Annotated in this window: 21 protein-coding genes and 1 pseudogene; 14 read left to right on the top strand and 8 right to left on the bottom strand. The window is 62.3% G+C overall.

Annotation, left to right across the window (positions count from 1 at the left end):
- Nucleotides 1–235: 235 nt before the first annotated feature.
- From TK42_RS24525 to TK42_RS24460, 14 genes are all read left to right on the top strand, one after another.
- Entirely contained in the window at nt 236–1408 is a 1173-nt protein-coding gene (locus TK42_RS24525) for an efflux RND transporter periplasmic adaptor subunit (RefSeq protein WP_032876409.1), read from the top strand.
- Nucleotide 1409: 1 nt separating this feature from the next.
- Nucleotides 1410–3383, top strand: coding sequence for a MacB family efflux pump subunit (locus TK42_RS24520; RefSeq protein ID WP_103735366.1), 1974 nt, complete (start codon nt 1410–1412; stop codon nt 3381–3383).
- Entirely contained in the window at nt 3376–4788 is a 1413-nt protein-coding gene (locus tag TK42_RS24515) for an efflux transporter outer membrane subunit (RefSeq protein ID WP_103735365.1), read from the top strand. Before TK42_RS24520 ends, TK42_RS24515 begins: the two co-directional genes overlap by 8 nt.
- 106 nt (nt 4789–4894) lie before the next feature.
- Nucleotides 4895–5650 carry a proteinase gene (locus tag TK42_RS24510; protein ID WP_103735364.1) on the top strand — a complete coding sequence of 252 codons (756 nt, stop codon included), beginning with the start codon at nt 4895–4897 and terminating at the stop codon, nt 5648–5650.
- A gap of 108 nt (nt 5651–5758) precedes the next feature.
- Complete coding sequence (locus TK42_RS24505) at nt 5759–6526, top strand: FadR/GntR family transcriptional regulator (RefSeq protein WP_005787529.1); 768 nt, start codon at nt 5759–5761, stop codon at nt 6524–6526.
- Between the two features lie 220 nt (nt 6527–6746).
- Nucleotides 6747–7949: an ABC transporter substrate-binding protein gene (locus TK42_RS24500; protein WP_103735363.1), complete on the top strand. Its 1203-nt coding sequence runs from the start codon at nt 6747–6749 to the stop codon at nt 7947–7949.
- Between the two features lie 57 nt (nt 7950–8006).
- Nucleotides 8007–8867 carry a branched-chain amino acid ABC transporter permease gene (locus TK42_RS24495; protein WP_032876425.1) on the top strand — a complete coding sequence of 287 codons (861 nt, stop codon included), beginning with the start codon at nt 8007–8009 and terminating at the stop codon, nt 8865–8867.
- Nucleotide 8868: 1 nt separating this feature from the next.
- Nucleotides 8869–9879: a branched-chain amino acid ABC transporter permease gene (locus tag TK42_RS24490; protein WP_005787521.1), complete on the top strand. Its 1011-nt coding sequence runs from the start codon at nt 8869–8871 to the stop codon at nt 9877–9879.
- Nucleotides 9876–10625, top strand: a complete 750-nt coding sequence (locus tag TK42_RS24485; RefSeq protein WP_032876428.1) for an ABC transporter ATP-binding protein — start codon at nt 9876–9878, stop codon at nt 10623–10625. The genes TK42_RS24490 and TK42_RS24485 overlap by 4 nt, the downstream gene beginning before the upstream one ends.
- Nucleotides 10625–11320, top strand: coding sequence for an ABC transporter ATP-binding protein (locus tag TK42_RS24480; protein ID WP_005787517.1), 696 nt, complete (start codon nt 10625–10627; stop codon nt 11318–11320). The genes TK42_RS24485 and TK42_RS24480 overlap by 1 nt, the downstream gene beginning before the upstream one ends.
- A 13-nt stretch (nt 11321–11333) precedes the next feature.
- Nucleotides 11334–12602, top strand: coding sequence for a Zn-dependent hydrolase (locus tag TK42_RS24475; protein WP_103735362.1), 1269 nt, complete (start codon nt 11334–11336; stop codon nt 12600–12602).
- A complete protein-coding gene (locus TK42_RS24470) occupies nt 12599–14002 on the top strand; it encodes an amidase (protein WP_103735361.1) in 1404 nt (467 codons plus the stop codon). The genes TK42_RS24475 and TK42_RS24470 overlap by 4 nt, the downstream gene beginning before the upstream one ends.
- A gap of 91 nt (nt 14003–14093) precedes the next feature.
- Complete coding sequence (locus TK42_RS24465) at nt 14094–14957, top strand: LysR family transcriptional regulator (RefSeq protein WP_103735360.1); 864 nt, start codon at nt 14094–14096, stop codon at nt 14955–14957.
- A gap of 58 nt (nt 14958–15015) precedes the next feature.
- Nucleotides 15016–16020: a LacI family DNA-binding transcriptional regulator gene (locus TK42_RS24460; RefSeq protein ID WP_078821059.1), complete on the top strand. Its 1005-nt coding sequence runs from the start codon at nt 15016–15018 to the stop codon at nt 16018–16020.
- On the opposite strand, the gene TK42_RS24455 is transcribed toward TK42_RS24460, so the two are convergent.
- From TK42_RS24455 to araG, 8 genes and pseudogenes are all read right to left on the bottom strand, one after another.
- Nucleotides 16017–16742 carry an SDR family oxidoreductase gene (locus TK42_RS24455; RefSeq protein WP_103735359.1) on the bottom strand — a complete coding sequence of 242 codons (726 nt, stop codon included), beginning with the start codon at nt 16740–16742 and terminating at the stop codon, nt 16017–16019. The genes TK42_RS24460 and TK42_RS24455 overlap by 4 nt on opposite strands.
- Before the next feature lie 138 nt (nt 16743–16880).
- Complete coding sequence (locus tag TK42_RS24450) at nt 16881–18413, bottom strand: FGGY-family carbohydrate kinase (RefSeq protein ID WP_103735358.1); 1533 nt, start codon at nt 18411–18413, stop codon at nt 16881–16883.
- Between the two features lie 4 nt (nt 18414–18417).
- Nucleotides 18418–19509: an alcohol dehydrogenase catalytic domain-containing protein gene (locus TK42_RS24445; RefSeq protein WP_032876446.1), complete on the bottom strand. Its 1092-nt coding sequence runs from the start codon at nt 19507–19509 to the stop codon at nt 18418–18420.
- Nucleotides 19510–19536: 27 nt separating this feature from the next.
- The gene (locus TK42_RS24440; protein ID WP_078821149.1) at nt 19537–20529 is read right to left on the bottom strand and encodes an ABC transporter permease; all 993 of its coding nucleotides are present in this window, start codon (nt 20527–20529) and stop codon (nt 19537–19539) included.
- Nucleotides 20495–22003: a sugar ABC transporter ATP-binding protein gene (locus TK42_RS24435; RefSeq protein WP_103735357.1), complete on the bottom strand. Its 1509-nt coding sequence runs from the start codon at nt 22001–22003 to the stop codon at nt 20495–20497. Before TK42_RS24435 ends, TK42_RS24440 begins: the two co-directional genes overlap by 35 nt.
- 62 nt (nt 22004–22065) lie before the next feature.
- Nucleotides 22066–22986 carry a substrate-binding domain-containing protein gene (locus tag TK42_RS24430; protein WP_103735356.1) on the bottom strand — a complete coding sequence of 307 codons (921 nt, stop codon included), beginning with the start codon at nt 22984–22986 and terminating at the stop codon, nt 22066–22068.
- A gap of 265 nt (nt 22987–23251) precedes the next feature.
- Nucleotides 23252–24220 (bottom strand): L-arabinose ABC transporter permease AraH, encoded by a 969-nt coding sequence (araH, locus tag TK42_RS24425; protein ID WP_005787495.1) that lies wholly within the window; start codon nt 24218–24220, stop codon nt 23252–23254.
- A 9-nt stretch (nt 24221–24229) separates the two neighbouring features.
- A pseudogene (gene araG, locus TK42_RS27220) lies at nt 24230–24406 on the bottom strand (L-arabinose ABC transporter ATP-binding protein AraG); the annotation flags it as partial.

Genomic DNA, 24406 nt, shown 5'->3' with positions numbered 1-24406 from the left:
GGTGCTAACGATGCCAGCCCGCGTAGGAGCGAGCCCATCGATGATGGCAGTTTGAGTGCGTGCAATTTATAGTAATTCTCATCTACTTTTAAAGGAGTCTTGCACCAACGGTGCATTTTTTTTCGTCGCACGAGCTGTTACCACATGTGTAACAACCTAAATTCCCGAGCATTTTTCTCGTATAACTGTCAACTCCCCGCTCCTGCGGTCAACACCTCCTGGCTGGAACCAAGACATGAAACGCCCTCGACCTGCCCGACGCGCCCTGCTTGTGCTGGCGTGCCTGCTCCCCATCCTTGTGGTGGCTGCCTGGCAAGTGCTGCCGTCGGGCCGCGACAGCCTACCCACGGTCACCGTAACCCGCGGCGACATTGAAAATAGCGTTACGTCACTGGGCACCCTGCAACCGCGCCGTTATGTGGACGTGGGTGCCCAGGCGTCCGGACAGATTCGCAAGATCCATGTGGAGGCTGGTGATCAAGTCAAGGAAGGCGATCTGCTGGTGGAAATCGATCCCGCCACGCAACAGGCCAAGCTCGACGCCAGCCGCTATTCCATTGAAAACCTCAAGGCGCAGTTGCAGGAACAGAAAGCCCAGCACGAACTCGCACGCCAGAAATACCAGCGCCAGCAACGCTTGGTTGCAGGCAACGCCACCCGCGAAGAAGATGTGCAAACCGCCAAAGCCGAACTGAGTGCCACCCAAGCCCGTGTCGATATGTTCCAGGCACAGATCCGCCAAGCCCAGGCCAGCCTGCGCAGTGACGAGGCCGAACTGGGCTATACGCGGATTTACGCGCCCATGAGCGGCACCGTGGTGGCGGTAGATGCGCGAGTCGGCCAAACCCTCAACGCCCAACAACAAACGCCGTTGATCCTGCGCATCGCCAAATTGTCACCAATGACCGTATGGGCCGAAGTGTCCGAAGCCGATATCGGCCACGTCAAACCGGGCATGAGCGCCTATTTCACTACCCTCGCCGGCGGCAACCGGCGCTGGAGCAGCACCGTGCGCCAGATCCTGCCGATACCGCCCAAGCCGCTGAATGAAACCAGCCAGGGCAGCGGCAGCCCCAGTAGCACGAGCAAAACCGGTAGTGGCCGCGTAGTGCTGTACACCGTACTGCTGGATGTGGACAACACTGACAATGCACTGATGGCCGAAATGACCACCCAGGTGTTTTTCGTAGCCAGCCAGGTCAAGGACGCTCTCACCATCCCGGTCGCAGCGCTGCTCGGCAGCCAAGGCACCGACAAGCAGATCGCGCGGGTCGTGACCAAAAACGGTGCCATCCAGAAGCGAGAAGTACAGCTGGGTATCAGTGACCGCCTGCGAGTTGAAGTGTTGGATGGCCTGGACGAAGGTGATCACCTGTTGATCGGCCCCGCCAGCAGCAGCGGGGGTTGACGTGACCACGCCACTGATCGAACTCAAGAACATCCGCAAATCCTACGGCGGCGGCGACAGCCCGCAGGTCGACGTATTGCGCGGGATCGACCTGTCGATCCATGCAGGAGAATTCGTTGCCATCGTCGGCGCCTCGGGCTCCGGAAAATCCACCCTGATGAACATCCTCGGCTGCCTCGACCGCCCCACCGTGGGCGACTACCTGTTCGCCGGGGAAAACGTCGCGCACCTGGACAGCGACGCACTGGCCTGGCTGCGCCGCGAAGCCTTTGGTTTCGTGTTCCAGGGCTACCACCTGATCCCGTCCGGATCGGCCCAGGAAAACGTCGAGATGCCGGCGATCTATGCCGGCATCAGCGCTGCCGAACGCCATGCCCGCGCCAAGGCCCTGCTGACCCGCCTGGGCCTGGCCGACCGCACCAACAACCGCCCGCACCAGCTCTCCGGTGGCCAGCAACAGCGCGTCTCGATTGCCCGTGCGTTGATGAACGGCGGGCATATCATCCTTGCCGACGAACCCACCGGTGCCCTCGACAGCCACAGCGGCGCCGAAGTGATGGTGCTGCTGGATGAGCTGGCGAGCCAGGGCCACGTGGTGATCCTGATCACCCATGACCGCGAAGTCGCGGCGCACGCCAACCGCATCATCGAGATCAGCGACGGCCTGATCATCAGCGATTCGGCGTTGAGTACCGCCCACGTGCCCGTCACGGCCGGCAGCGACGCATTGCAAGCCGTGGACCTGCGCCAGCGCCTGGCCGACGGCGCCGAACACAATGGTGCCTGGAAAGCCGAGCTGCTGGACGCGGTGCAGGCGGCCTGGCGGGTGATGTGGATCAACCGCTTTCGCACCGCATTGACGCTGCTGGGGATCATCATCGGCGTGGCGTCGGTGGTGGTGATGCTGGCGGTGGGCGAAGGCAGCAAGCGCCAGGTCATGGCGCAGATGGCGGCCTTCGGCTCCAACATCATCTACCTGAGCGGCTTTTCGCCTAACCCGCGCACGCCACCCGGTATCGTGACCCTCAATGATGTGGCCGCATTGGCTACATTGCCCCAGGTCAAACGCATCATGCCGGTGAACGGCACCTACGCCGGTGTGCGCTTCGGCAACGTCGACTACATGGCCTATGTGGGCGGTAACGACACCAACTTCCCGGACATCTTCAACTGGCCTGTGGCCGAAGGTAGCTACTTTACCGAGGCCGACGAGCGCGCCGGGGCCACGGTGGCGGTGATCGGTCATCGCGTGCGCGAAAAGCTGTTCAAAGGCCAGCTGGACCCCATCGGCCAATACATCCTGATCGAAAACGTGCCCTTCCAGGTGATTGGCGTGTTGGCGGAAAAAGGCTCCAGCTCCGGCATGCAGGACAGCGATGACCGTGTCGCCATTCCCTATACCGCCGCCAGCGTGCGCCTGTTCGGCACCTATAACCCCGAATACGTTGCCATTGCCGCCGCCGATGCGCGCAAGGTGCAAGAGGCCGAGCAAGCCATCAGTCAGCTTATGCAAACGCTGCACGGCGGCAAACGCGACTTCCACCTGACGAACGACGCCGCGATGATCCAGGCCGAAGCGCGGACCCAGAACACCCTGTCGCTGATGCTCGGCTCGATTGCCGCGATTTCCCTGCTGGTGGGCGGTATCGGCGTGATGAATATCATGTTGATGACCGTGCGCGAACGCACCCGCGAAATCGGCATCCGCATGGCCACCGGGGCGCGCCAGAGCGACATCCTGCGCCAATTCCTCACCGAGGCGGTGATGCTCTCGGTGGTCGGCGGTCTGTTCGGAATCGCCCTGGCATTGCTGGTGGGCGGCGTGCTGGTGCTGGCCGAAGTGGCGGTGCAGTTTTCCCTGGTGGCGGTGTTCGGCGCGTTTGGCTGTGCGCTGGTCACCGGCGTCGTATTCGGCTTTATGCCGGCCCGTAAAGCTGCCCGGCTCGATCCGGTTAAGGCATTGACCAGTGAATAAACGATCCATCGCACCGCACCTGTCGACACTCAGCCTGTGCCTGTTGCTCAATGCCTGTGCCGGCACTTCGCCTGCCCTCGACAGCAGCATTGCCGCGCCCGCCGTCTGGCAATATGCCGAGCGCGACGCCGACCAGGCCACCAACCAGCGTTGGTGGACGCAGTTTGGCAGCCCTGTGCTTAACCGCCTGATCGATCAGGCCCGCCGTGACAGCTTTGATGTGGCTGCGGCCATGGCGCGGGTGCGGCAGGCCCAGGCGACAGCGGTGATTGCCGGCGCACCGTTACTGCCCGAGGTGAAGTTCAACCTCAGCGCCAGCCGTCAAAGACTGTTGCGCGGCAGCGGCAACTCGGATCTGGACGCCACCGAGAGCAACAAGACGGTCAATAACTATGACGCCAACCTCACGGCCAGCTACGAAATCGACTTCTGGGGTGGCCGCGCCGCTGCGCGAGACAGCGCTGTGCATAGCCTGCACGCCAGTGAGTTCGATCAGGCCAACGTGGAGTTGACCTTGCTCAGCAATGTCGCCGACCGCTATGCGCAAACCCTGGCCGCGCACCAGCGCCTGCAGATTGCCGAGCTGAACCTGGCCAATGCGCGCAATGTGCTGGACCTGGTGCAAACCCGCTACGATGCCGGTTCCGCCACGGGCCTGGAGTTGGCACAACAGAAGAGCCTGGTGGCCGGCCAGCAACGGCAACTGCCGCTGATCCAGCAATCGGCCGAAGAATCGCGCATCACCCTCGCCGCCTTGCTCGGCCAGCCCGTACAGGCCCTGGCGCTGGGCAGCGAGCCGTTCCAGGCACTGACCTGGCCGAATATCGGCCCCGGTGTGCCTAGCCAGTTGTTGCGTCGCCGCCCTGACATCGCCCAGGCCGAGGCACAGCTGGCGGCGGCCAATGCCGACGTCACGGTGGCCCGTGCGGCCATGCTGCCCACGGTGACATTGGGCGCAACCCTCGGCTCGGGTGCGTACAAGGCTGAAGAGATTCTGCGCAGTCCGTTCTACACCCTGACCTCGGGCCTGATCGCACCGATCTTCAACAACGGTCGGCTGAGTGCCGAGCGCGATAAAGCCCGTGCGCGCCAGGATGAACTGCTGCAGACCTACCGCGGGGCGATCATCAACGGCTTTGCCGATGTGGAAAAAGCCCTCAGCAGCCTGACTCGCCTGGATCAACAACGCCAATGGCAAACCGAAGAACTGCAGCAGGCGCAAACGGCCTTTGAGATTGCGCAAAGCCGCTACGAGGCCGGCGCCGAAGACCTGCTTACGGTGCTGGAAACCCAACGCACCCTCTACGCCGCCCAGGACCTGAACGTGCAACTGCGCCTGTCGCGGCTGCAAGCCAGTATCGCGCTGTACAAGGCATTAGGGGGTGGATGGAAGACCGATAGCTGATAAGCAAAATCGGCATTTCTTACACAAACTGTTTCTTAGCCTTACATTCTCCACCCCCAGGTCCTTGGTAAAAAAGCTATTACATACGGCTGCCCGGGACCTCGTGATGACACCCAGCGTTCTTGTAAAAAGCCTGGTCTGCATAAGCTGCTGGCTTATAGCAAACGCAGTGCGCGCTGAGCCCTTGATCGTGCCCACTGCAATCGACTGGCTGTTGGATTGCCCCCTCACTACCACTGCGCGCCTGGACCCTGAGGTGGTCGGGCGCACCCAATGCGGCCTGGTCAGTGTGCCACGGGACCACGCTGCTCCCGGGCGCGGTCGTATACGCCTGAGCGTGACGCGTGTGGGCGCAAGGCAACCGCTCAACCGCGAGGGCGTGGTATTCATCCAGGCCGGCGAACCGCCCCAACCCGCCAACGCGCCTTTCGTGCAGCACCTGGCCAGCCACTGGGAGTCGCTCGCCACCCGCGCTTATCGCACGCTGGTGGACCGTTATGACGTGATCGAACTGAGCCCCCGCGACCTGCGCCAGCCAAACGCGGTCGAGCAGGCGGCGCTGGACATGGAATATGTGCGCGGGCAGCTCGGCGAAGCGCGCCTGCACTACCTGGGCAGCGCCGCCGCGACCCGTCTTGGCAGCCGCTACGGCACGCTGTTTCCCGAGCGCATCGCACGCATGGTGCTGATTAATGCGGCGCCGGGCGATCCTATCGCTGTGGGCGTCGAGCAGTTATTGCTCAAGGAGTCCAAGCAGTCGGGCGCCGACGGCTGTGTCACCCGCTGGCTGGGGGATTTCCTCGCCTATGGCAAACAGCCGCCAGCCTCCGCGCGCTGCCTTGACCTTGGTGCCTGGGAGTAACCGGCGCATTTGCGACCTGTTGCCATCGAAAACGACACGCTGCGTTGACGCTCCGATGCAATCGTTATTAAGTGCTATTTATCCGCATTAATACGATAAATCGAACCCATGCTGACTCGCCCGCTACGCCGCAAACGCCAGAAGCTGTCCGATGTGATTGTCGAGTCGGTCAAGCGCTCCATCGTCACCGATGCCTTGAAGCCCGGCGACCGCTTGCCCACCGAACGCGAGCTGATGGAAAGCTTCCAGTGCTCCAAGGGCTCGGCACGCGAAGCGCTCAAGGCATTGGAAGTCGAAGGGTTGGTCAATACGCGCACCGGCCCCAGTGGCGGGGCTTATCTGAACCAGGCCGGCACTGAACCTGCCAGCCGCGCCTTGCGCAACTACCTGCACTTCCAGCATCTGGATGGCGAGCAGGTGTATCAGTTGCGCAAGGTCATCGAAGTGGAACTGGCGCTGTCGGTGCTCGGGCGCTTGAGCGAAGACGACTACCAGGCCCTGCAAGCCAATGTGGATTTTTGCAGCGCCCCCGAAGACAGCGAAGCCGGCCAGCGCGAACAGCGCCTGGCGGAACTGGAGTTCCACAACCTGCTGGCCCGGGCGTGCCCCAACCCGCTGCTGAGTTTTATGGCGCAGTTTCTCAACGACCTGCTGCGCGACCTGGTGGTGCTGAAGAAAGCCTACAAGCCCAAGCGCAAGCAGTTCGACGCGGCCAACCTCGACTATCACAAACAACTGCTGATCGCCTTTCGTGCCGGGGATGAAAGCGCCGTGCGCAGTTTGATGCATGAGCATATGTGCGATGCCGAACACCATATGACTGCGCTGGAAGGCCAGGTCAGCCCGCACTTCCTTCTGGAGTTTGATCACCGTTAGGAACAAAACCCAATCAATGTGGGAGCTGGCTTGCCTGCGATGGTATCGGCTCGGTCCCCCTGTAACACCGAGGCGCCCGCATCGCAGGCAAGCCAGCTCCCACATTTGACCGTGTCCATCTGTTGAACCGAGTTACCCAATAACAAGCCTGCCCACAGGCCCTTGCACCACCGTATCGCCCTTGCCGCTCCTGCCAATAACTAAACCAGGGAGTCACCCCATGCAGCGTCGTACGTTATTGAAAGCCAGCCTCACCGCAGCCGCCGCCCTCAGCTTGCCGCTGAGCGTGCGTTCGGCCTTCGCCGCCGAGCCCTTTACCTTTTACGGCCTCAAGTCCATGTCTGGCGCGTTTGCCAGCTATGGCAAATTTGCCGACATGGGTTCGCGCCTGGCCGTGCAACAGCATGCCGAGATCCTCGGCCGCCCGCTCACCTACAAGGTTATCGACACCGAAGGCAACGCCGGCAAAGCGGTGCGCAAGGTGCAGGAGGCAATCGCGCAGGACGGCGCACGGTTCTTCCAGGGCTGCACACTGTCGTCTTCCGCCCTGGCGGTGGCCAAGGAAGTCGATAAGGTCGGCGGCGTGTTCATGACCCCGGTGGGTGCCGATGAAGTCACCGGCAAGGATTGCAACAAGGCGACCTTCCGCTGGTCAGTGCCCACCTACGGCGCGATCCGCGAAACCATGGTGCCGCTGATCAAACTGCTGCCGGACGCCAAACGCTGGTACACCATCACGCCGCAATACGTGTTCGGCGAAGCCTTGCTCGAAGGCGCAAAGAACGTGCTGAAGGAGCACGGCCTGGAACACGTCGGCAACAGCTACCACTCGCTGCAGGAGCAGGAATTCTCCGGCTACCTGACCAACGCCATTTCCACCCGGCCCGACGTGCTGGTACTGCTCAACTTCGGCAGCCAGTCGTCCAACACCCTGCGCCAGGCGGTGAACTTCGGCATCAAGGAACGCATGAAGGTGCTGCTGGTATGGTCGGCCGGCCTTGATCAATTCCAGGAACTGGGCAGCGATGTGCTCGAAGGTGTGTACCTCGGCGCGCAGTACTGGCATCAGGTCGATACGCCACTCAACCGTGAACTGGTCAAGCTGACCCAGGCCAAATACGGCATCAACCCCACCTACCCGCTGGCCGCCGACTACATCAGCACCAAGGTCATGCTCGACACCATCATCGCCACCGCCAGCTTCGACGGCGCAACCGTGGCCAAGGCCATGCAAGGCTTGAGCTATGAAGGCCCGACCGGCAAGGAGTCGATCCGCGCCGGCGACCATCAGGTGATCAAGGATTACTACTTGCTGGTCGGCAAGGCCAGTGGCGACATGGCCGACAAGGACGACCTGGCCAAGGTGCTCAGCGCCGGCCAATCGTTCCCACCGGTCGAGGCGACGGGCTGCACGCTCGGCTGACTGCTTACTTTTTGTCGCGCAGGGCCGCGCAAGCGGCCGCCTGCAGAGGGTTCCTGCATGCTCAATTTGTACCTGTTCCAGATTCTCAACGGCCTTGGGCTGGGGATGATCTACTTCCTGATCGCGGTCGGGCTGACGATCATTTTCGGCCTGCTCAACTTCGTCAACTTCGCCCACGGCGCGTTTTTCCTGCTGGGCGCCTACATCTGCTACACCGCCGTGAGCCTCACCGGCAGCTTCTGGCTGGCGCTGCTCGTCGCGCCGCTGGTGGTGGCTGCGCTGGCCTGGGTGATCGAGCGTGTGCTGATCCAGCGGATCTACCACTTGCCGCACATGTTCCAGATTCTGGTAACCCTGGGGATCGCGCTGATTATCCAGGAAGCCAGCGTGATGATCTGGGGCCCGGTGGGCAAAAGTGTCGCCGTACCGGAGTTGCTGCGCGGCGTGCTGGTGGTGGGGGATTTTGTCTATCCCTACTACCGCCTGTTTCTCATCGTGTTTTCCGGGCTCGTCGGCCTGGGCCTGTGGCTGCTGCTGGAACGCACGCGCTTCGGCGCCCTGGTGCGCGCCGGCAGTGAGAGCACTGAAACCGTGTCATTGCTGGGCACCAATATTTTCCGCCTGTTCTCCATGACCTTCGCCCTCGGCGTGGCCCTGGCCGGTGTCGCCGGGGTGTTGTTCGCGCCGTTGCGTGGTGCCCAGCCCTTTGTCGGCCCGGAGATTCTCGGGGTGGCGTTCGTGGTGGTGGTGATTGGCGGCATGGGCTCGTTCAGCGGTGCGCTGGTCGGCGGTTTGCTGGTAGGCGTAGTGCAAAGCCTGATGACCACACTCTGGCCCCAGGGTGCGAGCCTGATGATCTACGGCGCGATGGCCGTGGTGATTCTGGTGCGCCCCTACGGCCTGTTCGGGAGAGCCTGAAATGAGCGAGAAAAACCCCCTGCCGTTTGCCAAGACCCAATCCAAAGCGATGCTGCTGTGGGTATTGGCGGTGCTGATCGGCCTGCCGTTGATACTGCCCTCGGCAACCCTGGCCACCGAGATCCTGATCTTTGCCATGGCCGCCCTGGCTTGCAACCTGTTGCTGGGCTACACCGGCTTGCTGTCATTCGGCCAAGGCATCTTCTTCGGGGCCGGCGCCTACTGCGCGGCGTTGCTGATGATCCACCTGCAACTGGGGTTGTTCACCGCACTGCTGGGTGCCGCCATCGCCGGCGGTTTCCTGGCATTGCTGGTGGGCGCCCTGGCGATTCGGCGCACCGGCATTTACTTCGTGATGCTCACGCTGGCGTTCAGCCAGATGGCCTATTTCGTCGCCTACACCCTGAGCGACTGGACCGGCGGCGACAACGGCCTGCTCAGCGTGCCGCGCCCGGAAATCCGTGTGGGTGAAACCGTGCTGTTGTCCTTGGCCGATGCCCGTGCCTTCTATGGATTTGTCGCGGTGCTGTTCCTGCTGATCTTTATCGGCGCTCGCCGGGTGATCGCTTCGCCGTTCGGCAGCACGCTGATGGCGATCCGTGAAAACGAGACACGTGCCTCGGCCATCGGCTACGACACGCGGCACTTCAAGATCCTGGTGTTCGTGCTGTCCGGGGCAGTCACCGGGATTGCCGGGGCGCTGTACGCCATGCTGCTGCACTTTGTGCCACTGTCCAATATTGACCTGGCGATGTCCGAGAACATTCTGATCATGACCATCGTCGGCGGCACTGGCTCGTTGTTCGGCTCATTGCTGGGCGCCGGTTCCATTGTGCTGCTGGGGGATTTCCTCTCCGACCTGTGGCCGCGCTGGCTGATGCTGCTGGGGGTGATCCTGATCCTGGTGGTGATCTTCATGCGCGGCGGTTTGTGGGGCGGCCTGGCGTCGCTGTTCGAGAAGCTGCGCGGCAATCGCAAAACTGCGGCCGTCGCCAAGGAGCCAGGGCTATGAGCATCCTGCTGGAAACCCAGAACCTGGAACTGGCCTACGGCGCGTTCCATGCGGTCAATGGTGTCAACCTCAAGGTCGAGGCCGGCACCATCCACACCATCATCGGCCCCAACGGCGCCGGCAAGACCAGCCTGTTCCACTGCCTGACCGGCGAACGCCAGGCCACTGCCGGAGCGATCCATTTCGACGGCAACAACCTGATGCGCAAACCCGCCCATGCCCGCGTCGGCCTGGGCATGGCGCGTTCGTTCCAGCTCACCAGCCTGTTCCAGAACCTCAGCGTGCGCGAAAACCTGCGCCTGGCCGCCCAGGGCCGCGACGGTGCGCGCGCCTTGAACTTCTGGCGCCGGGTGGACAGCAAGCGCGAGCACCTGGAGATGGCCGACCAGGTGCTGGAACGCCTGCAACTCACCGCCCGCGCCGACACCCTGGCCGGCGAGTTGTCCCACGGCCAGCAACGGGTGCTGGAGGTGGGCATGTCGATCTGCTCCAAACCGAAACTGTTGATGCTCGACGAACCGACCTCGGGCATGGGCATCGACGATATCCCGATCATGACCCAACTGATCAGCGACCTGGGCCGCGACCACACGGTGCTGTTGATCGAACACAACATGAGCATCGTCATGTCCATCAGCCAACGCATCACGGTGATGAGCCACGGCCAGATCCTGGTGGAAGGCACGCCAGAGTTCGTGCGTGCCGATGAACGTGTGCGCACTGCATACCTTGGGGAGGCCGCCTGATGCTGATCGTCGAGAATATCCATTCCTACTACGACAAGAGCCATGTGCTGGAGGGCGTGTCATTGACCGTCAACCCTGGCGAACTGGTGACCCTGCTGGGTCGCAATGGCGCCGGCAAGACCACCACCCTGCGCAGCATCCTCGGCATCATTTGCCCGCGTCAGGGCCAGATTCACTTCAATGGCCAGGCGCTGGTGGGGCAGAAAATCTTTGAAATTGCACGCCAGGGCTTAGCGCTGGTGCCGGAGAACCGCGGGATTTTCCGCCTGCTCAGCGTCGAGGAAAACCTGCGCATCGCCGTGCGCAAAAGCAGCCGATGGCAACTGGACGACGTATACGCCATGTTCCCGCGCCTCAAGGAACGGCGCAAAAACGCCGGCCATGCGCTATCCGGCGGCGAACAGCAAATGCTTGCCATCGCCCGCGCCCTGCTCAACGACCCCAAGCTGCTGATCCTCGACGAACCCACCGAGGGCCTGGCCCCGGTGATTGTCGACGAGCTGGTGAAGATCCTGCGCAAGGTCAAGGACGACGGCCTGCCGGTGCTGCTGGTGGAGCAGAACCTGATGGTCTGCGACAAACTCGCCGACCGCCATTACGTACTCGAACAGGGCCGCGTGGTGTACGAAGGCAGCGCCGCTGACTTCCGTGCCGACCCGTCGATCAAGAACCGTTATCTGGCCTTGAGTGCCTGACTGGAGATCTCTGATGAATAGTGTTGCGCAACCGCTCCCGAGCAACGCCCCGCTGATCAACCGTGACCGCCTGTGGCAATCGCTGATGGACCTGGCCCGACTCGGCGCCACGGCCAAGGGTGGCGTGTGTCGCCTGGCCCTCACTGATCTTGACCGCCAGGCCCGCGACCTGTTCGTGCAGTGGTGCGAAGCGGCCGGGTGCAGCGTTACCGTCGACGCCATCGGCAATATCTTTGCGCGTCGTGCCGGACGTAACCCCGCCCTGCCCCCGGTGATGACCGGCAGCCACATCGACACCCAACCCACCGGCGGCAAGTTCGACGGCTGCTACGGGGTGATGGCCGGGCTGGAAGTGATCCGTACCTTGAATGACTTGCAGATCCAGACCCAAGCGCCGATTGAAGTGGTGGTGTGGACCAACGAAGAAGGCTCGCGCTTCCCGCCATGCATGATGGGTTCCGGGGTGTTTGCCGGGAAGTTCGACTTGCAGGACACCCTCGACAAACGCGACGACCAGGGCCTGTCGGTAGGTGCCGAATTACAGCGCATTGGCTATGCCGGTTCCCGTGCGGTTCTGGGCCATCCGGTCGGCGCCTACTTCGAAGCCCATATAGAGCAAGGCCCGGTACTGGAAGACCAGGCCACCACTATCGGCGTGGTCATGGGCTGCCTGGGCCAGAAATGGTTCGACCTGACCCTCACCGGCGTCGAAGCCCACGCCGGCCCCACACCGATGCACCTGCGCAAGGACGCCCTGGTCGGAGCCGCCGAGGTGGTCAGCGCGGTCAACCGTATCGCCCATCAACAACAGCCCCATGCCTGCGGCACCGTTGGTTGCCTGAGCCTGCACCCGGGTTCGCGCAATGTGATTCCCGGCCAGGTGCAGATGACCCTCGACTTGCGCCACCTGCATGCCGACAAGCTGCAAGCCATGGTCGATGAAGTACGCGACGTGATCGAAACCACGGCCGCCCGACACGGCTTGACCTTTGAACTGACGCCCACCGCCGACTTCCCGCCGCTGGACTTCCACCCGGACTGCGTCAATGCCGTGCGCGATGGCGCGAGAGCCTTGGGCTTGAGCCATATGGACATCGTCAGCGGCGCCGGGCATGACGCGATCTTCGTCGCCGAGCTGGGCCCCGCCGGGATGATCTTCGTGCCGTGCGAAGGCGGCATCAGCCATAACGAAATCGAAAACGCCGCGCCGGATGATCTGGCGGCTGGCTGCGCGGTGTTGCTGCGGGCCATGGTCAATGCGGCGCAGGGAGTTCAAGCATGAGTGAGATCGGCCAACTGACGGCGGTGCAACTGCTCAAGCATTATCGCGACAAGAGCTTGTCACCGGTAGAGGTCACCGAAGATGCGCTACTGCGCATCGAACGCTACAACCCGGTGGTGAACGCCTACTGCCATTTCGATCCTGAGGGTGCATTGAACGCGGCGCGGGCCTCGGAGCAACGTTGGTTAAAAGGTGCCCCTTGCGGCGCCCTGGATGGCGTACCAGCGTCGATAAAAGACCTCACGCTGACCCTCGGCATGCCCACCCGCAAGGGCTCGCGCACCTCATCCGCCGAGGGGCCTTGGAATGTGGACGCGCCCTTCTCGCACTTCATGCGCAAGGCCGGCGCGGTGTTGTTGGGCAAGACCACCACCCCCGAGTTCGGCTGGAAAGGCGTCACCGACAACCCACTGTACGGCATCACCCGCAACCCGTGGGATACACGCACCACCGCGGGCGGCTCGTCGGGTGGCGCGGGCGCGGCGGCGGCGTTGAACCTAGGCGTGTTGCACCAGGGCAGCGATGCGGGCGGTTCGATTCGCATCCCGTGTGCGTTCACCGGCACGTTCGGGATCAAGCCGACCTTCGGTTATGTGCCGCAGTGGCCGGCCAGCTCCATGACCATCCTGTCGCACCTGGGGCCCATGACCCGCACGGTGGAAGACAGCGTGCTGATGCTACAGACCGTGGCACAAATGGATGTGCGCGATGGCCTGATCGGGGCGCCAAGGACCACGCCCTGGCTCACCCCAGGGGCGGATCTGAAGGGCTTGCGCGTGGCTTATAGCCCCACGTTCGGCTATGTGGATGTCGACCCGCAAGTCGCCAAGGTCGTCGCCCAGGCGGTGGAGCGCCTGGTGCAATTGGGCGCCCATGTCGAGCAGATCGACCCGGGTTTCAGCGACCCGCTTGAGGTGTTCAGCACCCTGTGGGCCGCCGGCGCTGCACGCCTGACTGGCTCCATGAGCGACGCGCAAAAGCAACTGCTGGACCCGGGGCTGCTGCGTATTGCGCAACGGGGCGAGCGTCTGAGCCTGGACGACTTCAACGCCGCCCTGGAAGCGCGCGCCGCACTGGTTGCGCGCATGGCGGCGTTCCATGAGCACTACGACGTGCTGGTATCGCCGATGATGCCGATTACCGCGTTCGAAGCCGGGCACAACGTACCGCCCGGCTCGGGGATGAACGAGTGGATGGAATGGACGCCGTTCAGCTACCCCTTCAACCTCACCCAGCAACCGGCTGCGTCGGTGCCGTGCGGGTTGGCCGCCAATGGTTTGCCGGTGGGGTTGCATGTGGTGGCTGCGCGGTTTGCCGATGAGCAGGTGTTGAGGGTGTGTCATGCCTATGCAAAAGCCTTCCCTACCGAGCATTTGCAAGCACCTGAAACCCTGAGCTGAGATTCAATCGAAAATGTGGGAGGCATGCCCCCTCCCACAGTTTTTACCGCATTCCACTACAATGCCCTCCATTCATCTTCCGGGGGGCTTCATGGACATCGAACTGGCACGCACCTTCCTCGAAATCACCCGCTGCGGCAGCCTCGCCGCAGCGGCGGAGAAACTGCACGTCACCCAGACCGCCATCACCGCCCGGGTCAAGAACCTGGAGAGCCAGTTGGGCAGCACGCTGTTTATCCGCAACCGTGCCGGTGCACGCCTGACCGCCGATGGCGAGGCCTTTGTGGTGTACGCCAACCAGCTGCTGCAAACCTGGGAAGCGGCGCGCCGTGACCTGCCGTTACCCGATGGCTATCGCAATGTGCTGCATATCGGCGGTGAGGTCAGCCTGTGCAACCCGCTGATGCTCGGTTGGGCCAAGGCGCTGCGCGAGCATATTCCCGGACATGCACTGCGTACCGAAATTCGCGAGGGCGAGTACCTGTTGCGTCAACTGGAGTTGGGCGTGCTCGATGCCGCGCTGGTGTTCCAGCCGCAGTACTGGCCAGGTTTGCAGGTAGAGCAAGTGCTGGAAGAAAAACTGATCCTGGTGCAATTGGCGAGCAAACCCGAGCCCTATGTGTATATCGACTGGGGCCAGGGTTTCCGCCAGCAGCATGACGCCGCCCTGCCCGACCGCGCACGTGCCGCCGTGAGTTTCAACCTGGGCCCATTGGCGCTGCAGTACATCCTGGAAAACGGTGGCGCCGGGTATTTCCGCACGCGGGTGGTGCAAAGCTATCTGGACAGTGGCGTGATGCAGCGCGTGCCCAAGGCGCCGGAGTTCAGTTTCCCGACTTACCTGGTGTATTCGCGGGCGCGGGATTCGGCGGTGTTGCAGCAGGCGCTGGCGTTGCTGCGCGAGTTGGTCAAGGCTGAAGGTGACTGGTCGCAACGCTGGGACCCGCTGATTTGAATCACACTGGGCCTGCACACATGCTAGCCTGCTGATGTGTCCTCTCGCAGCCTTACCGATGAACAAGAAAAAGTCCGTCACCATCAGCGACATTGCCAAACGGGTCGGCATGACCACCATCACCGTGTCCCGGGCGCTGAGCAAACCTGACCTGGTAAAACCCGCCACCCTGGCGCGCATCCTCGAAGTGGCACGCGAACTCGACTACGTGCCCAACGCCTTCGCGCGCGGGCTCAAGCGCAGTGAAAGCCTGATCATCGGCGTGATCACCGCCTCGGTGGACAACCCGTTCTACAGCGAAATGATCAAGGCCATTTCCCGCGAGGCGAAACAACACGGCTACACCATCATGCTGGTGGACACCGACGAACTGGAAGAACTGGAAAGCAAGGCGGTCGATACGCTGCTGGGTTACCGCGTGGCGGGGATCATCCTGTCGCCGGTCTCCGATGAGCCGAACTACCAGCCCGACTACCTGGAACGCCTGGGTAACGGCAAGACCCCTGTGGTGCTGCTGGATCGCACGATCCACGACAGCCCGTTCAGCCGCGTGGTGCTCGACAACTACCACAGCGGCATCCAGGCCGCGCACTACTTGTTGCGCCAGACGCCGCACCTCAAGCGCCTGCTGGTGCTGACCGGCCCCGAGCACTCGCGCATCACCGTGGAGCGCCTCAAAGGCTTGCGCGAAGTGCTGGCCGAGCATCCCCAGGTGCACGTTGAAGTGCAGGCGGGCGACTACACGCTGATGCCATCCTACCTGCACACCCTGGACTACCTCGCCGAACATTCGGCGCCGGACGCGATCATGGGTTTTAACCAGTTGATCACCCTCGGCGCCCTGCGCGCACTGCGCATGCACAACATCCCCCATGACAGCCTGACCATCTGCGGCATCGACCGCCTGCCCTTCGCCGATATCTTTGGCGTGCCGATCGCCTGCGTGGCCCACGACGCGTCACTGGCTGGCAGCAGCGCGGTACGTTTGCTGCTCGATCGCCTGGAAGATCCGTACAAGCCGCGGGACAAGGTGGTCATCGCCGGCCAGTTGGAGAACGGCTAGCGGCTGGTGTAACCGCCGTCGATGGGCAGGCTGACGCCGCTGATCATGCTGGCGGCATCGCTGAGCAGGAACAGCACCGGCAACGCCACTTCCGAGGGTTGCGCAAAACGCCCCAGGGGAATTGCCGCCAATGCCGGATCGCGCTTGGCCGGCTCGGACCAGGCCATGGTTGCCATCGGCGTAAGCGTCACCGTGGGGTTGACGCTGTTTACCCGAATACCAAAGCGGCCCCATTCGGCGCATTGCACGCGGGTGATCGCATCCATGGCGGCCTTGGAGGCGCAGTAACCGAGATGATCGTCCAGCGCCACCAACGACGCCTGGCTGGAGACGTTGACGATACTGCCGGTAATGTTTGCCGCGATCATCTTGACCGCGACACGGCTGGCCACCAGGGCGGCGGCACGGGCGTTAACGTTCATTACCTGGTCGAAAGCCTCGGCGCTGATCGCGGCGGCGGGCTCCAGGCGCGAGATGCCGGCGCAGTTGACCAGGCCGTGCAGGGGCGGCAGGTCTTGCAGCGCTTTATCGAGGGCTGCGCTGTCGGCAATGTCCACACAGAGGGAGTAGCAGCCCAGTTCGGCCAAGGCTTGGGCGTCGCGGCCAAGGGCAAAGACTTCGGCGCCGCTGTTGATCAGTTGGAGCGCGATTTCGCGACCGATGCCGCTGCTGGCGCCGGTGACTAGGATGCGCTGGTGGGTGAAGTTGAAGACTGCGTTCATAGATCAAAATCTCAAGAACAATGAAGATTGACTGTGGGAGGGGGCTTGCTCCCGATGGCGGTGTGTCAGCTACAGATAAGCTGACTGATACACCGCCATCGGGAGCAAGCCCCCTCCCACATTTTTAACCGTGTTGAGTCAGGTAGCTTGCAGGTTGTGCATGATCGGTTTCAGGGCCGGATACAGCTTCAGGTACTCGGTAAACGCCCGGTCATAGGCCATGACATTCTCGCGCTTGGGCTGCGCCCGTTGCTCCAGTTGCACCCAGCCTGTGTCCATCGCCTCATCACTGACCAACCCCACCGAATGCGCCGCCAGCAACGCCGCGCCCAAAGCCGCTTCAACCTCCTGGACAATGGTGTACACCGGGTAGCGGGTGACATCGGCAATGATCTGCATCCACAAATCCGAATGGCTGGCTCCACCCACCACGATCAAACGCGGGTCAAGGGAATGCGCGCCCTGGGTGCCCGCTTCGATATTGTGGCGCAGGGCAAAACTCACACCCTCCAGCACCGCGCGGTACAGGTGAATGCGGCTGTGATACAGGTTCAGCCCGACAAAACTGCCGCTGGCGCGGTCGTCCCATACCGGGCTGCGCTCGCCCATCAGGTACGGCAGGAACACCACACCTTCACTGCCCGCCGGGATCTTCCTGGCACTCTGCTCCAGCAGCACCAGGCTGTCTTGCCCGGTTGTCTGGGCCTGCTGCTCTTCGGCCTGGCAGAACTGCTCGCGAAACCAGCTGACCGACGCTCCGGCGGTGATCGCACCGCCGAAGATGTACAGGTCGCGGTGGCCGTTATAGACATGCGGCATGCTGACCAGGCCGTGGTGCGCATCCACCTGCTGGTTGAGGTAGCCCCAGCACATGCTGGTGCCGATCATCGCCACATGGTTGCCCGGCTGAGTCACGCCTGCGGCCAGGGTCGCCATGGCCGCGTCAACGCCACCGGCCAGGATGGGCGTGCCCGCCTGCAAGCCCAGGCGAGTGGCCCAGTCTGCGAGCAAACCACCCACCACCTCACCGGAATACACCAAGCGCTCGGGCATCATCGACCGCGCGATACCCAGCGCATCCAGCATCTCGCCTGACCAGTTGCGCGCCGCCACATCGTAGACACCGCCGATATTGCCGGCGCTGCTGTGGTCCACCGCCAACTCACCGGTCAGGCACCAGTTGATGTAGCTGTTGGGCGGCAGCAAGTAGCAAGTGTTCGCCCACACTTGCGGTTGATGCTGCTTGAGCCAGAGCATTTTGGTGAAACCGTAGTAGCTGTCCACCGAGTTACCGGTGACCGCGAACAGCCGCTCCAGATCCACATGCTCACGCACCCACTCGACCTGCTCGCCAGCGCGGCGGTCCATCCAGATCAGGCACGGGTGCAAAGGTGTCATCTGCGCATCCACGGCAATCCCCGAGCCGCCGTACAGGCTGCTGATGCACAGCGCCTTGACCTGCCCCGCCGGCACGCCAGCCTTGGCCATGCACTGGGCAACGCAGGCTTGCACAGCGTCCAGCCACACCTGCGGCCATTGCTCGGCCCAGCGCACTTTGGGTTTATCCACGCGATAGCCCTGGCTGTGCTGGGCAATGATCGTGCCTTGGGCATCCACCAGCAGCGCCTTGGTGCTCTGGGTGCCGATGTCGACACCCATGACGTAGTTCATGTTGTTACTCATGGGCGGGCAGCACCGGTTTCAACAGCACCTTGATCGACTTGGTCGAGTTCGCCAGTTCGAACGCTTCGGCCCAGTCGTCCAGCGGGAAATCGTGGGTGACGATGCCTTTGGACGTGACCAGGCCACGCTCGAACAGGTCGATGGCAATCGGGTAGCAATACGGCCCCAGGTGCGCGCCGCGTACGTCGAGTTCCTTGCGGTCGCCGATGATCGACCAGTCCACGCTGGTCTCGGCGCCAAACACGCTGAACTCCACAAACCGCCCAAGCTTGCGGATCAGGTCCAGGCCCTGGGTGACGCCGGCCGGTACCCCCGTGGTCTCGATGTAGACATCGCAACCATAGTTGTCGGTGAGACCATTGATGATCTCGCGGGCGTTGTCACGGGCGGGATTGATCACCACATCGGCGCCGAATTGCTTGGCCAGTTCCAGGCGCGCGTCGACCATGTCGATCACCACCAGTTTTTTCGGGGTCTTCAGCGCCGCCACCTGGACCATGCACAGACCGAGGGTGCCCGCGCCGGCAATCACCACCACGTCATCGAGCTGGATGTCGCCGCGGTTCACGGTGTGGATCGAGCAGGCCATGGGCTCCACCAGGGCCGAGTCTTCCAGGGACACCGCCTCAGGGATCTTGTGCACGATGGCAGTCTTGGGAATACGCATGTACTGGGCCATGCCGCCTTCGGCCACTTCACGCTGGAAGCCGAAAATATTGTGCACTTCGCACATCCAGTATTTGCCCGATTTGCAGAAACGGCACTTGCCGCACGGCACGATCTGTTCGGCGATGACCTTGTCACCGACCTTGACCTCGAAGTGTTCCTCGGCGCCCTCGCCCGCCTCCACCACGTAGCCGAAAAATTCATGCCCCGGCACCACCGGCGCCTTGACCCAGGGGTTGTCACCGCCCCAGAACATCGCAGCGCCGGAGTGGCACTTGCAGTCACTGGCGCAGATACCACAGGCAGCGATGCGAATCACTAACTCATTGGCGCGGGCCTGGGGTTTGCCGATGCGTTCCAGGCGGTAGTCTTTCGGGCCGTGGCAGACGACGGCTTGCATGTGGGTGTGCTTGTCCATGGTGTTGGGTCCTGTGTGATGAGGTATTTATCGATGGCGCTGACGGCTGATAAAGATCGCCAGCAAAATGATCCCGCCCTTGATCACGCTCTGTACGTAAGGCGATACGCCAAGCATGTTCAAGCCGTTGTTCAACACGCCCAGCAGCATGGCGCCGAGCAAGGTGCCGACGATCACCCCGCGCCCGCCGGCGATCGATGCACCGCCGAGTACCACGGCGGCAATCGCATCAAGCTCGAACGACACACCGGCATTGGGCTGGCCGCTCATCAGCCGCGAGGTGAGCACCAGCCCGGCTATCGCCGCGGTCAGGCCACTGATGCCGTACACCAGCAGCTTGAAGCGCGCCGCACGCACCCCGGACAAACGCACCGCTTCTTCATTGCCGCCGATGGCGTAGATGTAGCGGCCTATACGCGTGTGTTGCAGCAGCACATAGGCGGCCAGGTAAGTGAGCAACATGATCAGGATCGGCACCTGCATACCGAACACGCTGCCGCGCCCGAAAAAGGCGAACCACTCCGGCAGCCCGGAAATCGGGTAGCCGTCGGTGTACATCAGCCCGAACCCACGGGCGATGCCCATGGTCGCCAGCGTGACGATGATCGGTGGCATGTGCAGGTAAGCCACGAACAACCCGTTGCCGATGCCGAACGCCACGCCTACCAGCAACCCGGCGCCAATCGCCAGGCCGGGCGGCACGCCGGCCACCATCAAACCGGCCGTGAGCGTGCCGGATAACGCCATCACCGGCCCCACCGACAAATCGATGCCACCGGTAAGAATCACGCAGGTCATGCCCACCGCGATGATCGCGTTGATCGATACCTGGCGAGCGATATTGGAAAGGTTGCTGGCGGTGAGGAAGGTGTCGCTGGCAAGGATCATCACCAGGGTCACCACCACCAGCCCGACGAAGGGATAGAACGCCGGCGAGCGCAGCAGCCGTGCCACATTCAGGCGCAAGCGGCCGGTGTTTGCGGTGTTAATGGACGTATTCACTTGAGCCCCCTGTTGCATGGCGCATGACCTCTTGAGGATTGACGGCGGACGCTTCCAGGACCTTGACGATCGCGCCCTTGTGGAACACGGCGACGCGGTCGCACATGCCGATGACTTCGGGCAATTCGGAGGAAATCATAATGATTGCGTAGCCTTGTTCGGTGAGGCTGCGCATCAGCGCGTAGATCTGCGCCTTGGCGCCGACGTCGATGCCGCGGGTGGGCTCGTCGAACACCAGCACCTCGCAGTGGTGGTTGATCCAGCGCGCGATCACGACTTTTTGCTGATTGCCGCCGCTGAGGTTAAGCACGCGACTTTCGCCGCTGGGCGCCTTAATCGACAGCTGGCGCATCAGAGCTTCGACGCTGGCGCACTCCTTGGCCTTGTCGATCAAACCCGAGGCGTTCTGATATTTGGGCAGGTTGTTCAGGGAGATGTTTTCGCGAATGCTGAAATCGGTGATCAGCCCTTCGCTCTTGCGACTTTCCGGCAGCAGGCCGATGCCGTGCGCCAAGGCTTGGGCTGGGTCGTCAAGGCTGATTTTTTCGCCGCGCAGCCACACCTCTTTGCTCACCGACGGCAGCGCCCCCATCATGCCCAGGGCCAATTCGGTACGGCCCGAGCCGACCAGTCCGGCAAAGCCCAGGATTTCGCCCTTGTGCAGTTGGAAGCTGTTGTGTGGGCCATTGCGCACCAGCTGGATGTCTTTGACCTCCAGCAACAGCGGGCCGCGCTCGCAAGTGGGCTTGGGCGGGAAACTGCACTCCAGGCGGCGCCCCACCATCATCTCCACCAGGCGGTCGATATCGCTGTCGGCCACGTCGGTAACGCCCACATTGCCGCCGTCGCGCAGCACGCTGATGCGGTCACAGACCTGGAAAATCTCTTCCAGGTGGTGCGAGATAAAAATCACCGCCACGCCCTGGCGCTTGAGTTCGCGCATGATCTCGAACAGCAGCTCGGCTTCGCTGGGCGTCAGCGTCGCGGTGGGTTCATCGAGTACCAGCAGGCGTGCGTCCAGGGCCAGGGCCTTGGCGATTTCGACGAACTGCTGCTCGGCCACGCTCAGGTGCTTGACCGCGCAATACAGGTCGATACTCACCCCCAAACGCTGAAACAACGCCTGCGCCGCCTCGGCCATCTCACGTTTGCGCAACAGGCCGAAGCGGTTGCTCAACTCATGGCCGAGGAAGATGTTTTCCACCGCCGTGAGGTAGGGAATCAGGCTGAACTCCTGGAACACGATGCCGATACCGGCGGCGATGGCATCGCGGTAAGTAGCGAACTGCTGCGCCTGGCCGTCAATGAGGATCTGCCCTTCGTCCTGATGCTCGACGCCGCCGAGGATCTTCATCAGGGTGGATTTGCCCGCGCCATTTTCCCCCAGCAAGGCATGGATTTCGCCACGCTCCACTTGCAGGTTGATGGACTTGAGGGCCTGTACCCCCGGGTAACGCTTACAGATGTTTTCCAGCTTCAGAAGACTGCTCATACCGCCGACCTCGCGCTCAGAAGGAAGACCTGGGCCCCACGGTTTGCGTGGGGCCTGGGGATTTACCAGCTGAAGTCCCTGGCCTTGGCCTGGTCGATCAAGGTGATGTCCACCGGCACGCTGGCCGGGACTTGAGAGCCCCACTTTTTGGCCAGGGCAATGCCCAGGGCGAGGCGGATCTGGTCGCGGGGGTACTGGGCCGAGGTGGCGATGAAATGGCTGCCGGGTTTCTGGATCGCCTTGATCGCTTCCGGCGCACCGTCGACGCTCACCAGTTTCACGTCCATGCCGCTGGCTTCGATGGCCGAGAGCGCACCGAGGGAGCCGTTGTCATTCACGCTGAAAATACCCTTGAGGGTCGGCTGGGCCTGCAGCATGTTTTCGGTCACGGTCAGCGCCTGGTCACGCTCCTGCTTGCCGTTCTGGATGCTGACGATCTTGATGTCCGGGTGCTTGGCCACCGCCTCTTTGCAACCGCGCACACGTTCGAGAATCGGCACCACGGCGATGCCGTCGAGGATGGCGATATTGCCTTTGCCACCGATGGTCTTCGCCAGGTATTCACACGCCTGGAAGCCCGCGTCGAAGTTCTTCGAGCCCACGAACGAATCCAGCGGGCCGTCCGCCTGGGCATCCACTGCCACCACCACGACACCTGCGGCGTGGGCCGACTTGACGGCGGACTGCACGCCGACCGAATCGGTAGGGTTGATCAGCAGGATATCGATGCCTTTTTGCAGCATGTCTTCAACATCACTGACCTGCTTGGACACGTCGTGGCGAGCGTCGGTGATGATCAGCTTGGCACCGATGGTCGCGCCGGCTTCTTCCAGAGCGTTTTTCATGGTGACGAAATAGGGGTTGTTGATTTCCTGGAAGGAGGCGCCGATACGAATGGGCGCGGGCGGTGTGGCGGCAAAGGCTTGAGCACCGAAGGTGATGCCGACAGCCAGTAAACACAGGGTTTTTGGGAGCATTTTCATGGCGTGAGTCTCTGTTTTGTTTTTATTGTTAGAGCAAATGTTATCGTTAACATTTTGCCAGAAGCTAACAATTAAACAGAGGTGACGCAAGCCCCCGTTGGTCGCTTGAAGCGTTGCAGTAGATTTGGTCAGGCAGGGGCAAGCTTGATTTTGTAACGGCCTCGGCACCCACCCGTCTGGATGGGTCGTGCTCGGTGAACATGTGGGAGGGGCAAGTCGAATCGTTGCACCGGCCCTTCCACATTTGATCTCCCGAAGGCTTGAATCAACGTTGTTTCATACGGTCAATAACAACGGCCAAAAGCAGGATCGAGCCGCGAATCACGTACTGGTAAAACGTGTCGATGTTCTTCAGGTTCATCGCATTCTCAATGATCGCCAGGATCAACACCCCGGCAATCACATGGCGGATCATGCCGATGCCGCCACTCAGGGATACGCCGCCCAGCACACAAGCCGAAATCACTGTGAGCTCGAAGCCCTGGCCGATCATCGGCTGGCCCGAGGTCATGCGCGACGCCAGGATCACCCCGGCCAGGGCGCCGATCAGACCGTGCACGGCGAAGATCAATATCTTGGTGCGATCAACGTTCACCCCCGCCAACAACGCAGCTTCCGGGTTGCCGCCGATGGCCATGGTGTTGCGCCCGTAAGTGGTGTAGTTGAGCAGCCAACCAAAGAACAGAAAACACACGATGGTGATCAGGATCGGCACCGGCACACCGAACAACTGGCCGTTGCCGAACACAAAGAACTGTTCCTGCGACACACCCACCGCTTTGCCGTCGGCGAAGATGTACGCCAGGCCGCGCACGATCTGCATGGTCGCCAGGGTGGTGATCAAGGCATTGACGCGCAGCTTGGCGATCACGATGCCGTTGATCAGCCCCACCATCAGGCCCATCAACAATGCAGCGCCGATGCCCAGCATCACGCTGTCGGTATCGCGCATCACAATCGCCGCCACCACACCGGCACAGGCGATCACCGAGCCCACCGACAAGTCGAAGTGCCCCGACGCCAGGCAGAACAGCATGGTGCACGCAGCGATGCCCACGGTGGATATCGCCAGGCCCAGCCCGCGCATATTCAGCGGCGAGAGGAAGTTATCGATCAGCAGCGCGCACAGCACGAAGATGCCCACCGCCGCCAACAGCATCGCCCAGTTGTCGAGCAATGCGCGCATATCGAGGGGTTTGCGTGCCGAAGGCAGCGCGTTGTTTTGAATGGTCATGGTCTTCTCTCAGTTCGCCAGGCCGCGCGGCAAGGCCAGCTGCAGCAGGTTGGATTCAGTCGCGTGCTCGCGCAGTTGTTCGCCGCGCATGGCGCCTTCGCACAGCACCAGAATGCGGTCAGAAATACCCATCACCTCCATCAGGTCGCTGGACACCACGATCACCGCAATGCCGCTGGCCGCCAG

The sequence above is a fragment of the Pseudomonas sp. GZJR-8 genome (assembly GCF_002916705.1).
In the GTDB taxonomy this organism is placed as follows: Bacteria; Pseudomonadota; Gammaproteobacteria; order Pseudomonadales; family Pseudomonadaceae; genus Aquipseudomonas; species Aquipseudomonas synxantha_A.
Note: the sequence above shows the minus strand (reverse complement) of the source record. Positions and strands in the feature narration are given on the sequence as shown.

Bases quoted from the DNA above. Each gene is read 5' to 3' on its own strand.
- TK42_RS24525 (WP_032876409.1), top strand. From the start codon at position 236: ATGAAACGCCCTCGACCTGCCCGACGCGCCCTGCTTGTGCTGGCGTGC.
- TK42_RS24510 (WP_103735364.1), top strand. From the start codon at position 4,895: ATGACACCCAGCGTTCTTGTAAAAAGCCTGGTCTGCATAAGCTGCTGG.
- TK42_RS24505 (WP_005787529.1), top strand. From the start codon at position 5,759: ATGCTGACTCGCCCGCTACGCCGCAAACGCCAGAAGCTGTCCGATGTG.
- TK42_RS24500 (WP_103735363.1), top strand. From the start codon at position 6,747: ATGCAGCGTCGTACGTTATTGAAAGCCAGCCTCACCGCAGCCGCCGCC.
- TK42_RS24495 (WP_032876425.1), top strand. From the start codon at position 8,007: ATGCTCAATTTGTACCTGTTCCAGATTCTCAACGGCCTTGGGCTGGGG.
- TK42_RS24490 (WP_005787521.1), top strand. From the start codon at position 8,869: ATGAGCGAGAAAAACCCCCTGCCGTTTGCCAAGACCCAATCCAAAGCG.
- TK42_RS24485 (WP_032876428.1), top strand. From the start codon at position 9,876: ATGAGCATCCTGCTGGAAACCCAGAACCTGGAACTGGCCTACGGCGCG.
- TK42_RS24480 (WP_005787517.1), top strand. From the start codon at position 10,625: ATGCTGATCGTCGAGAATATCCATTCCTACTACGACAAGAGCCATGTG.
- TK42_RS24475 (WP_103735362.1), top strand. From the start codon at position 11,334: ATGAATAGTGTTGCGCAACCGCTCCCGAGCAACGCCCCGCTGATCAAC.
- TK42_RS24470 (WP_103735361.1), top strand. From the start codon at position 12,599: ATGAGTGAGATCGGCCAACTGACGGCGGTGCAACTGCTCAAGCATTAT.
- TK42_RS24465 (WP_103735360.1), top strand. From the start codon at position 14,094: ATGGACATCGAACTGGCACGCACCTTCCTCGAAATCACCCGCTGCGGC.
- TK42_RS24460 (WP_078821059.1), top strand. From the start codon at position 15,016: ATGAACAAGAAAAAGTCCGTCACCATCAGCGACATTGCCAAACGGGTC.
- TK42_RS24455 (WP_103735359.1), bottom strand. From the start codon at position 16,742: ATGAACGCAGTCTTCAACTTCACCCACCAGCGCATCCTAGTCACCGGC.
- TK42_RS24450 (WP_103735358.1), bottom strand. From the start codon at position 18,413: ATGAACTACGTCATGGGTGTCGACATCGGCACCCAGAGCACCAAGGCG.
- TK42_RS24445 (WP_032876446.1), bottom strand. From the start codon at position 19,509: ATGGACAAGCACACCCACATGCAAGCCGTCGTCTGCCACGGCCCGAAA.
- TK42_RS24440 (WP_078821149.1), bottom strand. From the start codon at position 20,529: ATGCAACAGGGGGCTCAAGTGAATACGTCCATTAACACCGCAAACACC.
- TK42_RS24435 (WP_103735357.1), bottom strand. From the start codon at position 22,003: ATGAGCAGTCTTCTGAAGCTGGAAAACATCTGTAAGCGTTACCCGGGG.
- TK42_RS24430 (WP_103735356.1), bottom strand. From the start codon at position 22,986: ATGAAAATGCTCCCAAAAACCCTGTGTTTACTGGCTGTCGGCATCACC.
- araH (WP_005787495.1), bottom strand. From the start codon at position 24,220: ATGACCATTCAAAACAACGCGCTGCCTTCGGCACGCAAACCCCTCGAT.